Origin of the sequence: Dyella sp. (assembly GCF_035508675.1) — a bacterium.
Taxonomy (GTDB): domain Bacteria; phylum Pseudomonadota; class Gammaproteobacteria; order Xanthomonadales; family Rhodanobacteraceae; genus Dyella_B.
Genome location: NZ_DATJMN010000278.1, coordinates 1 through 11,658, shown reverse-complemented (window position 1 = coordinate 11,658; position 11,658 = coordinate 1). Strand labels below are relative to the sequence as shown.

Sequence of the window (11,658 nt, the reverse complement as noted above, 5' to 3'; positions counted from 1 at the left end):
CGTCAATCTCACTAGCGGCTGCGTCTATCCCGATTTCGATCGCACCCTGAATCATGCTGCGACGGTCCCATTACCCGGCGAACCGCTGCACGTCGGAATGGACTTCAACGTCAACAAAATGGCGGCCGTCGTCTTCGTGGTACGCGATGACGCGCCGCATGCTGTGGGCGAGCTGACGAAGGTTCGCGACACGCCGGAGATGGCGCGAAAACTGCGCGAGCGCTATGTGGCAAACGGGCATAGCGTCACCGTATATCCCGACGCCAGCGGCAAGAACACCAGCAGCAAGAGTGCAAGCGAGTCGGATCTGACCATCCTGCAGCAGGCTGGTTTTCAAATCCTGGTGAAGAATGCCAACCCCGCGGTGAAAGATCGCGTCAATAGCGTAAATGCCCTGATCCTGAACGATATGGGCGAGCGCCGATTGATGGTCAACACCGACCAATGTCCAGACTTTACCGAGAGCCTTGAGCAGCAGCCTTACGACGACCATGGCGACCCCGACAAGAAAACGGGGCATGACCATACCAACGATGCCGGCGGCTACTTCATGGTCTCGCGCTGGCCTGTAGTTCGCCCACCGCAGAGCACCGTCAAGCCGCTTCGCTTGTAACTCGACAATCAGGTTTCGCTGTGACCCCACCCAACGTCCGATCCCTTTCGCCCGTCATGGAGGCGCAATCCGCCTCCTGGCCGATGATCAAGGCCTTGATGGGTGGCACCGCTGCGATGCGCGCCGCCGGAAAGTCGCTGCTGCCGAAGTGGCCAGGCGAGGACGACGACAGCTACAACGCACGGCTGCAGACGTCAGTGCTGTATCCGGCGTTTCGGCACACGGTGATGGTCAACTCGGCGAAGCCATTTGCAAAGCCACCCAACGTGGTGGCGCCGAACATCCCGGAGGATTGGCTCAAGGACATCGACCAGTTGGGGATGCCGCTGACCGCCATGGCCAACGCACTGCTGATTCTCGCACTGGCCTATGGCTTGTGCGGCGTGCTGGTGGACTATCCGCCGGCCGGGGGCGTGCGGACGCTCGCGGATGAGAAAAAGGCTAGCCTGCGGCCATACTTCGTCCGGTACGACCCGCAGCAGATCCTCGGCTGGAAAATGCAGGGCAAAAAGCTGATGCAGCTGCGCCTGCTCGAAAGCGTTGAAGTCGACGACGGCGAGTGGAGCACCAAAAACATCGAACAGGTGCGCGTGCTCACACCTGGTGCATGGCAAACCTACCGGCAGGATCCGAACGATAAAACGAAGTGGGTGCTGTTTGACGAAGGCAAGACCAGCCTGACGGAAATCCCATGGGTGTTCTTCTACGGCAACCGACTCGGTTTCGGCCAGGGCGAGAGCCCATTGCTCGATCAGGCGTCCCAGACCGTAGAGCATTACCAGTCCCGCAGCGACCAGCGGAACGTGCTCCATGTTGCACGCGTGCCGATTCTTGTCGCGATTGGCTTCGGCGATTCCGAGATCAAGATCGGCGCATCGTCTGCGATAACCACCGACAACAAAGACGCCTCGCTCGAATATACCGAGCACACTGGTGCCGCCATCGAAGCCGGCAAGCAATCGCTGGATGACCTGGAGGATCGCATGCGCGCCACTGGCGCGGAGCTGATCAACCAACAGCAATCGCAGACCACAGCCACTCAGATCGACGCGGAAGGCGACGCGGCGCGATCGCTGCTGCAGCAGATCGTTGAGCAATTCGAGGAATCTATCGAGCAAGCGCTCGGTTTCATGGCGCAATGGATGGGCAAATCCTCTGCTGGCATCGAAGTCGAACTGTTCAAGGCATACGAACAGGCGCCAGATACCGACGTGCCTACGCTGAGTGGTGCCCAGAAGGCTGGCGCCATCTCCAAGCAGACGTTGTTCGAGGAACTTAAGCGCCGCGATGTGCTGGCGCCTGATCGCAACTGGGATGAGGAGCTGGCAAGGATCAAGGCTGATCCGCAACCGGAACCGACCAAATCCGCGGACACGGATCCTGACAACAACCCGAATCCGAAGGCCCCTTAACCGGGGCCTTTTTCATGGCCGACGCGCGGATGCGCTAAGCCGCTTCTGGTCCGGATGGACCGCCATCACCCTGTTGGATGACAGACGATGAAACTCAAGACAGTCGAAATCAATGGCAAGCACTACGCTGAAATCGCGGACGGCAAGCCGATCTATTTGCATGACGACGGCAAGGAAATTCCTTTCGATGCCGCACAAACCGTCGACACGATTAAGCGCCTCAATGGCGAGGCCAAAGGCCACCGTGAGCGTGCGGAGACCGCCGAAGGAGCGCTGAAGGTCTTCGAGGGCCTTGACCCAGCAGCGGCGCGCAAGGCGTTGGACGTGGTCAAGAACCTGGACGACAAGAAGCTGGTGGATGCCGGCGATGTGGAGCGCGTGAAGGCCGAAGCCATCAAAGCTGTCGAAGACAAATACGCGCCGATCGTCAAGGAGCGCGACAAATTGCAGGCCTCGCTGGTTTCCGAAAAGATCGGCGGCAGCTTCGCGCGCAGCAAGTTGATTGCAGACAAGCTGGCCATCCCTGCCGACCTGGTGCAGGCGCGCTTCGGCGAGCACTTCAAGCTCGAAGGCGAAAACGTCGTTGCCTACGACAAGTCGGGCAACAAGCTCTTCAGCCGATCCAACCCCGGCGAGCTGGCGGCGTTCGATGAAGCCCTTGAGATGATCGTCGAGCAATACCCCTACCGCGACTCGATCCTGAAAGGCACGGGTGCGAGTGGTGGCGGCGCCCAGAACAACAATCCTGGGGGCGCCAGCGGCAACAAGAGCATCCCGCGTGCCCAGTTCGAGAAGCTCGATCCATCGGCGCAGATGGCACACGTCAAAGGCGGCGGCGCGATCACCGACTGATTACGCAAAACCCTGATTCACCACCAACACACACGGGCCGCTCAGCTGAGCGGCCTTTTTTCTGCCTGCAACGCGGATGCCGCGCGGGCGCTCGGGCCGGATGGCTCACGAACACATTCCTGACCTTCCCGATACCCGGAGTAATCCATGGCCAATACGCTGACCAACCTCATCCCTGACCTGTACGAGGCGATCGACGTCGTCTCGCGCGAAATGGTCGGGTTCATTCCTGCCGTGACGCTGAGCGCTACCGCCGAACGTGCGGCGCTCAACGAAAATATCCGTGTGCCGATCACGCCGGCTGCGACCGCCGAGAACGTCACGCCTGGCCAGCTGCCGCCGGATGACGGCGACCAGAACATCGGTAACAACGTGATCCTGATCAGCCAGGCTCGCATGGTGCCGTTCCGCTGGGCTGGTGAAGAGCAGAAGGGCGTTAACAACCAGGCGCCGAATGGCGGCTATGCCGCGATCCGCCAGAACCAGATCCAGCAGGCGATTCGCACCCTAGTGAACGAGGTTGACGCCAACATCGGCACGCTCTACAGCACCGCATCGCGCGCCGAAGGCACCGCCGGCACTACTCCGTTCGCCACTGGCCTCGGCGATACCGCGCAGATGCGCAAGATTCTGGCCGACAACGGAGCTCCGCTGTCTGACATGCAATGCGTCATCGACACCACTGCCGGCGCAAACCTCCGCAGCCTGACCCAGCTGACCAAAGCGAACGAAGCCGGCACCATTGAGCTGCGCGCCCAAGGCAAGCTGCTGGAACTCCATGGCTTCACGCTGCGCGAGTCGGCTGGCGTATCGGAGTCGGTGCCGGTTGGCTCCGTCACCGGCGCTGTGACCGCTTCGGGTGCGAAGGGTGCCACCAGCGTCACGCTGACCACGCCTGCAGGTGGTGCTGTCGCGCTACTGGCTGGCGATGTCATCACCTTCGCTGGCGACCCGAACAAATATGTAGTCGCGGCTGCCGCGAACATCGGGGCATCGACCAGCGGCGCGGTGACCATCGGTGCGCCTGGCCTGCGCACAACGATCAACACTGCCGCCGTGACCGTGCTCGGTCCAGCAACGCGCAACATGGCGTTCGCACGCTCGGCCATTGTCCTCGCCACCCGCCTGCCGGCGCTCCCGGAAGAGGGTGATATGGCGGAGGACCGCACCATCATCGTCGACCCTCGCAGTGGCATCGCCTTCGAATTTGCGATGTACAAGCAGTACCGCCGCGTCCGCTACGAGGTAGCGATCGCCTACGGCTGGGCCAACATCAAGACGGAACACACGGGGTTGATGCTCGGCTGATCCTTCCATGGCGGGGTCATTGACCCCGCCCATCTTTTTTCCTCTAAGGGAAGCGAACATGTCCAATTCCGTGCTTGTCACCATCGAGAAAGGTGCCCAGCAGTTGCGGGTGCACGTGAGTGCGCTCGAAGAGCACCTCCGTCTCGGCTGGAAGAAGGTCGAAAAGGAGGCCGAAGAGGTCGCCGAAGAGCTGGAGCAGGAGTTGCAAGGTGCGGAAGCGCGCGTGTCGCGGCGAGGGCGCCGAGAGAACGCGGATGCCGGCAAGCCGCAGGCGTAATCCGCCATGGCCCTTACAACCCAGCAGATCGCCGATGTGCGTCGCTTCGCCGGCTATCCGATGCTGGGTGAGGACACGCCGGCTGACGATTCGCGCGATTTTGCCTATGGCTTCGTCTCGCCTGGCGTTTGGCAGACCCTCTATCACCGGTTGAACAACCTGACGCCGGAGAATGAGAGCACGCTGATCACCGTATACCTGACGAACCTCTACACGCTGGAGACAGCGATTGTCAGTGCTTCGGCGAATCTCGATACCGCGCAGGCCTCGGTCTGGGTACACAACCCCACTGAGGTCAGCGACCGCGAGCGGTTGTTTGATAAGTGGCGCCGGCGCATGTGCGGTTTTCTTGGTATAGCGCCGGGACCGGCTCTAGGAACCGGAAGTGGTGCGCGACTTGTTCGCTGCTGAGGTGTGATATGGATGGCAACACACTTCAGGGCAAGTTGTATGCGGGCTATGCCGCTGCAGCGCAGCGAATCGGTATTTCGTTTGCGCAGTACCGGCCTACCGTTGGCACGCCTGCACTCGGCATCGGTAACCAGGTCGGTTCGGTGCTCGCCGCATTCGACACCGGTCCCTTCGCGTTTACGAAGCCGCAGGATTACGGCAAGGCGACATGGACCTGCCTCGCTGATGGCCGGTTGCTGCTGCCAGGCGACTACCTGAGCGCGAGCAGCGGCACGTATTTCATCGCGTCGATGCAGCCACTACTGCCGATCATGGCAGTACTGTGTAACCGCACCGTAACGGTTTGGCGTCCTCAGCAGCAAGCCGCTATCGGGCCGCTCGGCTATGGCGGGAGCACGCAAACGAATGAGACGGCTATTGCAGATGCCTTTCCAGCTTCTGTGTTGGCTGCATCAAAGACCGGACACGCGCCGACAAACCTCCCGGGCGATGTTCCCGATGCTTGGTACACGCTGCTTCTTCCGGGGCTTCCTGGTGGGATGCAGATGCTTGCGCACGATGTAGTCACCGATGACCTAAACAACCGATATGTGTTGTCCTCGGTCGAGTTGTCGGGCCTGGGCTGGCGCTGTTCGATGATGCAGGCGGAAACCTGATGGCTGATATAGACGACGTCCTCAATGCACTTGAGACCACCATTGCCGGCGTCGTATATCCAAACGGACTTGCGCAGCCTTCGGCCATTGGCGTGCCTGCAGCGATCTATCCAGGATGGCCAACCAGTTCCCAGCTTGATGCTGATCTTCGCGCGCTCGGCACCGGCGGCCCCGGCAAAATCCACATCACCATCTTTCCGCGGCCTCAGGAAAAGAACACGACGCGTTACATCGGGCTCCAATACGAGCAGCAGGCCTTCAACGCGCCGACGCTAGTTCTGACGATCAGCGGACAGCAGGTGACGATCACTGGGACGGTAAGCACGCCGCAGAACGTTGCACTTATCGTCAGCAATCAGGCTTATACGTACGCGGTACAGGCCGCTGATACGCTGGCAAGCATAGCGACAGCGCTTGCCCAGCAGATTGCTGGCGCAACGGCCGCAGGCGCTGTGATCACGCTGCCCCTCTCTGCGCGCATCACTGCGGCGCGCGCTGGCGCCAGTGGAACGATGTCGGCACTTACGAAACAGCAGCAGCGCGAGGTTCAGATAACGATCTGGGCTGATACGCCGGAGCACCGAAGTGCGGCAGCACAGCCAATCGATAGTGCGCTATCCGCAATCACTTGGCTCCAGCTACCAGATGGAACGTCTGGGCGACTGCGTTACGTGTCCACGCCGGTCGATGACATCAACCAGAAAGCGAACCTCTACCGGCGCGACCTGCTCTACACGGTCGAGTACTTCACCACCAATACCATCACGGCCACGGAAGTCATCGTGACGGAGCAGACCAATTCCCTGACGATGCCCGATGGCTCGACGGAGATCATTTCCACCACCTATCAGTGAGGCACGTATGGCGCTTCTTCCCCTCGTCGTGACACAACCTTTCGGCGACTACAAGCACGGTGACGTCATTGACGACGAAGCCGCAGTGATGGATGCATTGGAGCATCACCCGCATTTCGTGGTGCAGGTGCCCGGTGACGTGAAGTCAGCCGCTAAAGCCAAGACGTCGGATACGAAAGCACCCGACGCAAAGACCGCGGCCAAATAAGCGCGCCGTTCCATCACTTCCTGTCTGAACCCGCCTCCTGGCGGGTTTTTTATTGCCCGGAGGCAGCATGACTCAGATCGTCCAAGCAGGGCAGGTCAACCTTACCGCTCAGGTAGTGCCTGACCTGATTATTCAGCTCATCCCGCCGCCCGTGCAGATCAATGGCGTTCCGTCGAATCTGTGCGGCATCGTTGGCACGGCGCAATGGGGTCCCGTCGGTGCACCGGTTGTCTTTGGCAACATGGCGCAGTACTGGCAGAACTTCGGCAATATCCAAAATCGCAAGTACGACATGGGCACCGCTGCTGCTGCGGCCGTGATGCAGGGCGCCAACAACTTCCGAGGCGTCCGCGTTACGGATGGCACCGATCTGGCTGCCACGGCGACTCTCAAGGACGGCGCTTCGGCTATTGGCCTGACCTTGACGTCGAAATACACCGGCTCCCTGGCAAACAGCGATACTGCGACTATTGCAGTCGGCACGCAGGTCAACAGCTGGAAGTTGATCCTTGCGCGAGCCGGCATGACACCGGAGGTCTTCGATAACATCGGGGGCGGAGCCAATCCGCTCACCGGCGCCCCGCTCTGGGCGGCTCTGGCCAACGCAGTCAATAATGGCGTCGCCGGACAGCGCGGCCCTTCCGGTCTGATGGTTGCAGCGACAGGCGCAAGTGTGGCGGCCCCTGTTGCAAGCTCCGTGACGCTTGCCGGCGGTGCGGACGGCGCCACGACGATCACTGGCGCTACGCTTTTGGGCACGGATGGCAATACCCGCAAGGGCATGTACAGCCTTCGTGGCACCGGGTGCTCAGTCGCAATCCTTGTCGATTGTGACGACTCGACCACCTATGCGGCGCAGGTCGCCTACGGTTTGTCGGAAGAGACTTACATGATAGGCGTGACGCCAGCTGGTGACTCGCCTTCGACTGCGGCCACCAATAAAGCTACAGCTGGCATCGATTCCTTTGCCTTCAAGCTCATGCTTGGCGACTGGGTGTACTGGAATGACACTGTGAACGGCCTGGTGCGCATGATCTCGCCGCAGGGCTTCGTCGCTGGCTATCTGGTGAATCAAAGCCCACAGCTGTCTGCACTCAACAAGCCGCTGCAGGGCATTGTTGGCACACAGCGCAGCTATGCGAACAACCCATACTCGAATCCCGAACTAACGGTACTGGGGCAGGCCGGTATCGACGTCATCTGCAATCCTTGCCCTGGTGGCAGCTTCTTCGGTTGTCGCTTCGGTCACAACACCAGTTCGAATCAGGCGATCTACGGCGACAACTACACACGCATGACCAACTATCTTGCCACGACGTTCGCAGCTGGCATGGGCAAGTTTGTGGGTCAATTGCAGTCCACGCAGCCGAACGATCCATGGCGTCGAGGCGTGAAATCGACACTGGATAACTACCTGCAAAACATGGCGTCGCCTCCAGGCCAAACGCCGGCGATGATCGATAGCTTCAATACGCAGTGCGATCTCAACAACAACCCACCGGCACAGATCGCAGCAGGCTGGGGCCAAGCAGACGTTCAAGTGAAATACCTGTCTGTCGTCGAGAAGTTCCTGGTCAACCTCCAGGGCGGCCAGACAGTGCAAATCACCCGCGCCTCAACCACGTCGGCTTAATCGTTCGCTAGCCGCCTTCTGGCGTCCCTCTATCCCCGCATAACCCGGCCTCGCGCCGGGTTTGTCGTATTCGGAGATCATTCATGCCGGCAAATAATCGCAATACGGGCCGCGACATATCGATCGATATCGCTACGTCCAATGGGCCGCTTCCACTGCCGCCCACCGTGATTTCGATCATGGCGAAGCCTAAGTTCAAGACGGTCGATTCCAACCCGATCAATGGCGTTCCCCAGGAAACCAACATTCCGGTGGGCTGGGATATCGACATCGAGTTCGAGCGCACCGGTCCGACGCTCGATGCCTATGCCGCTGCGCTTGAAACTGCCTATTTCAGCGGCCAGAACCTGCAGCCAGGCACCATCACCGAGACGATTCAAGAACCGAATGGCGCCGTCTCGCAGTTCCGCTACATCAACGTGACGGTGCGGTTGGATGATCCCGGCTCGTGGAAGGGCGACACCCTCGTCAACGGGAAACTCCATGCCTTCGCCTCCAACAAGATCCAGGTGCAGTGATGAGCAATGAAGTCAAAATGCAACTTGTTGAGGGTGCGCAGCCGACCATTCCGGAAGCGCCCAAGGACATCACAGTTACCGACGCGCGAGGGCGCGTGATCGGGGTCAAAAAGCCGCCGTTCTTGGCCCAATTTCGCCTGCAAGAGGCGCTAGGCGAATCGGCCAGCAACGAAGCCTACATGGGCAGCGTATTCCCAGTCCTCTACGTGGCTAGCATCGATGGCGATCCCATCAAGACGCCAACAACCAAGCTGCAGGTCGAGGCAATTCTTCAGCGCCTCGATGAAGACGGATATATCGCCGTGTTTAGGGCGATGCAGGAGCACTTTTCGGCTACCGATAAGACCCTGCAGGATCAGGTAAAAAACGCCTAAGGCACCCCGAGTACAAAGAGCGCGCATGGCTCGTAAAAAACGGGGTGCCAATCCATATCGCGTTTGGCTTAAGCGAGAACGACGCAGCTGAACTCGATGATGTCGATAGAACTGTTCTGGCGATCTTCTTCAGGATCTTCGAGGGGGCAAAGTTCGACATGCAGAATATGTGCTTCCAAGAGGACGGGTGATGCGCGAGTTCAACGATTTCGGTGAGTTCGCGGCATTCCTGCTCTCGATGGAGCCCGTTGCAAAAGTGGCAGTACATCGCGGGTTAGAAAAGGGCCTAAAACGCATCGAGACGACTGCCAAGGAGAGCATTGGCACCTACCAGGATGCGATCGGTCAATTTCCTGCTTGGGACGAACTCGCCGATTCGACAAAGAAGGATCGTGTTCGCCAAGGCTATTCGGAAAACGATCCACTATTGCGAAGCGGGGAAACGCGAGACTCGATTCAGAGCGAAATCCATGACATGGAAGGTGTCGTGGCGAGCGAAAGCGACATCCTCTATTGGCAGGAGGTTGGCACCGAGGACATACCGCCGCGTCCCGTGATGGGGCCGGCCGCGTTGGTCAACGAAGAGCACGTGGTCAGGGACTTGGGTGAGGCGTATGCGATCGCTTGGCTGGGTGGAGTCGTGTTGCCGATCGGCATCGGTCAAGAATCAAATGAGAAAAGCGAATAGCTTTCCTGCCGCAAGGGATAGGAAATAGACCAGCAGAAGCGCGGCGATGCCCACGCCAGGTTGCCTGCGCATTCGGTAGATAGCACTTATGGCCAGCACGCACCACAGCATCACCTGCAAAAAGCCAACTGCCAGATCGCGAGCCAGCCTCATATAGTCGGTTGCGGGAAGATTATTCGCAGTTTTCTTGCGGGGCACCGAATACTGCACGAACTTGAAATGGTCGGCGAGCCAGTCTTGGACGCGCATGCGAATTGAAGCTTGCACGGCCTCAGCCCTCAGCCTTTTTCACCGAATCCAATTTGCATCTATCCACATCGATGCTCGAATTGAAGCGAAGGCAGTGAAACTCGATAATGTCAGATGGTGCCAAGCCTTTCAGCCTGTCGCTTTGGTTGTAGAAAAATCCTGCATCGAGCGAAGTGCCACCATCGGTGATGATAGACACGGTAGGCCCGGCGCCATCGGAAACTTTGACTACCTTGCCTGAGAGATGAAAGGTCGCATTTTTATAGCGATCGGCAAAAGCTATTTCATTGCTGCCATATTCGCTGACCAATTCTTCCCAGCTTGCATTCACGTCCGCCCTTGGCGCTGGATTTGCTTCTCCGTATTGCCTAGAAGCCATGTAATAAATAACAACACCAGCAATAAGCAATGATGCCATGGTTTCCAGTCGCGTCATTTTTTTCATACAGCCATCCTTTGGTGAGCCATGTTCGAAGCCTACAAAATTGGCGTCCGCATCGCAGTCACGGATGCCACTCGTGGCAACGTGCTCAAGATCGCGGCGCAATTCGCCAAGGCTCAGGCTGAAGCGTCTGCGTTTTTGAAGACACTGCGTGCGGTCAACGACGAACTTAGCCGAAAGACGAGTTGGGCCAGCAGTGCCGCCCAGGACTTCCGGAACGCCCGTCGCGAGGCGGAAGGATACGCCCGCGCGGCCCGGTCTGCACGCGGCGCCACCGGCGGCTCCAGTTGGACGGCCTCAGCCTCGAGTGCAACGGTCGCCAATATGGCCGTGGTTGCATCCCTGAATCGGATGCAGCAGCAAGACATGCTGCGGTTTCGAGGCTATCCCAATGCGGCGCTTCCCTTTGAGAGTGCCAAACGGCTGGGGTCGCCTCCCATGAGGCTGCTTGGTGGGTCTGCAGGGAGTGCCCTAAGCATGGCCGGTGGTGCTGGGAGCGGCGGCGTCGCTCCACCGGGAGCATCAGGCACCACGGGCTTTCCCAACGGAGGCACGGGCATGCCAGCCGCTGCCGGATGGCCCTGGGGCAGAGGTGGCGGCGGCCGAGGGAGCGGCGGCAATGGCGGCGGCTTCAATTACGGCGCCTTTGGCCGAATGATGGGTGGGGCGATGCTTGCGCGTGCCGGCGAAGTTGAGCTTGGAATGCTTAAGGGGCCGATCGACGAAGCCACCCGCTATCAGTCCGCGGTGGCCAGGTTCAAACTCTTCGGGCTTGGCGACAAACTCAATGCCGAGGCGATTAAATTCGCTAACAGCATGAACATTGTCGGCACATCCATGACGGATGCCGTGAACTTCATGACGGAGGCGCAGGGCGTCTTCCGCGAATCAGGCCTGCAGGGACCTGCCGCATTGGCAGGCTCGAAGCTCGCCGCCCCAATGCTGGCGAAGATCGCCTTCGCCACCTCTGGCCTGGATGAAGAGTCGCAAGCCAAGATTCACACTCAGAGTCTCGCCATGCTTCGCTTCATCGAGATGCGCGGCGGTCTTTCGAGTGCAAAGAAGTTCAACCAAATCGCCAACGAAGGATGGAAGGCTATTCGCTCGTCGGGCGGCAACGTTGCCTGGGAGCAATTGCGCCAGTTCATGGCAACCGGCAGCGT

The 11,658-nt window shown here is 59.5% G+C and carries 15 protein-coding genes and 1 pseudogene; 14 read left to right on the top strand and 2 right to left on the bottom strand.

Features of this window, described 5'->3' with window-relative positions; translation table 11 throughout:
* The 13 genes from VMA74_RS14640 to VMA74_RS14580 form a co-directional block, all read left to right on the top strand.
* Positions 1-613, top strand: a 613-nt coding sequence (locus tag VMA74_RS14640; RefSeq protein WP_345786051.1) for a hypothetical protein, incomplete at its 5' end; no start/stop codon positions are given.
* 197 nt (positions 614-810) lie between these two features.
* Positions 811-2,025, top strand: coding sequence for a DUF4055 domain-containing protein (locus VMA74_RS14635; protein ID WP_325368215.1), 1,215 nt, complete (start codon positions 811-813; stop codon positions 2,023-2,025).
* A gap of 87 nt (positions 2,026-2,112) precedes the next feature.
* Positions 2,113-2,877, top strand: coding sequence for a DUF6651 domain-containing protein (locus VMA74_RS14630; protein ID WP_325368213.1), 765 nt, complete (start codon positions 2,113-2,115; stop codon positions 2,875-2,877).
* Positions 2,878-3,024: 147 nt separating this feature from the next.
* Positions 3,025-4,185: a hypothetical protein gene (locus VMA74_RS14625; protein ID WP_325368211.1), complete on the top strand. Its 1,161-nt coding sequence runs from the start codon at positions 3,025-3,027 to the stop codon at positions 4,183-4,185.
* 58 nt (positions 4,186-4,243) lie between these two features.
* On the top strand, positions 4,244-4,462 hold the full coding sequence (locus VMA74_RS14620; RefSeq protein ID WP_325368209.1) for a hypothetical protein: 219 nt from the start codon (positions 4,244-4,246) through the stop codon (positions 4,460-4,462).
* 6 nt (positions 4,463-4,468) lie between these two features.
* A complete protein-coding gene (locus tag VMA74_RS14615) occupies positions 4,469-4,873 on the top strand; it encodes a hypothetical protein (protein ID WP_325368207.1) in 405 nt (134 codons plus the stop codon).
* Between the two features lie 8 nt (positions 4,874-4,881).
* Positions 4,882-5,529 (top strand): hypothetical protein, encoded by a 648-nt coding sequence (locus VMA74_RS14610; protein ID WP_325368205.1) that lies wholly within the window; start codon positions 4,882-4,884, stop codon positions 5,527-5,529.
* Positions 5,529-6,383, top strand: coding sequence for a hypothetical protein (locus VMA74_RS14605; RefSeq protein WP_325368203.1), 855 nt, complete (start codon positions 5,529-5,531; stop codon positions 6,381-6,383). Before VMA74_RS14610 ends, VMA74_RS14605 begins: the two co-directional genes overlap by 1 nt.
* Before the next feature lie 7 nt (positions 6,384-6,390).
* Positions 6,391-6,591: a hypothetical protein gene (locus VMA74_RS14600; RefSeq protein WP_325368201.1), complete on the top strand. Its 201-nt coding sequence runs from the start codon at positions 6,391-6,393 to the stop codon at positions 6,589-6,591.
* A 67-nt stretch (positions 6,592-6,658) separates the two neighbouring features.
* Positions 6,659-8,224, top strand: a complete 1,566-nt coding sequence (locus tag VMA74_RS14595; protein ID WP_325368199.1) for a hypothetical protein — start codon at positions 6,659-6,661, stop codon at positions 8,222-8,224.
* Between the two features lie 83 nt (positions 8,225-8,307).
* Positions 8,308-8,742 carry a hypothetical protein gene (locus VMA74_RS14590; RefSeq protein ID WP_325368197.1) on the top strand — a complete coding sequence of 145 codons (435 nt, stop codon included), beginning with the start codon at positions 8,308-8,310 and terminating at the stop codon, positions 8,740-8,742.
* A complete protein-coding gene (locus VMA74_RS14585; protein ID WP_325368195.1) occupies positions 8,742-9,116 on the top strand; it encodes a hypothetical protein in 375 nt (124 codons plus the stop codon). Before VMA74_RS14590 ends, VMA74_RS14585 begins: the two co-directional genes overlap by 1 nt.
* A gap of 190 nt (positions 9,117-9,306) precedes the next feature.
* Positions 9,307-9,804, top strand: coding sequence for a hypothetical protein (locus tag VMA74_RS14580; RefSeq protein ID WP_325368193.1), 498 nt, complete (start codon positions 9,307-9,309; stop codon positions 9,802-9,804).
* On the opposite strand, the gene VMA74_RS14575 is transcribed toward VMA74_RS14580, so the two are convergent.
* Positions 9,784-10,053, bottom strand: a complete 270-nt coding sequence (locus tag VMA74_RS14575) for a hypothetical protein (protein WP_325368191.1) — start codon at positions 10,051-10,053, stop codon at positions 9,784-9,786. The genes VMA74_RS14580 and VMA74_RS14575 overlap by 21 nt on opposite strands.
* A 22-nt stretch (positions 10,054-10,075) precedes the next feature.
* Positions 10,076-10,498: a hypothetical protein gene (locus VMA74_RS14570; protein WP_325368189.1), complete on the bottom strand. Its 423-nt coding sequence runs from the start codon at positions 10,496-10,498 to the stop codon at positions 10,076-10,078.
* A gap of 21 nt (positions 10,499-10,519) precedes the next feature.
* On the opposite strand from VMA74_RS14570, the pseudogene VMA74_RS14565 reads away from it, so the two are divergent.
* Positions 10,520-11,658: pseudogene (locus VMA74_RS14565) on the top strand (hypothetical protein); the annotation flags it as partial.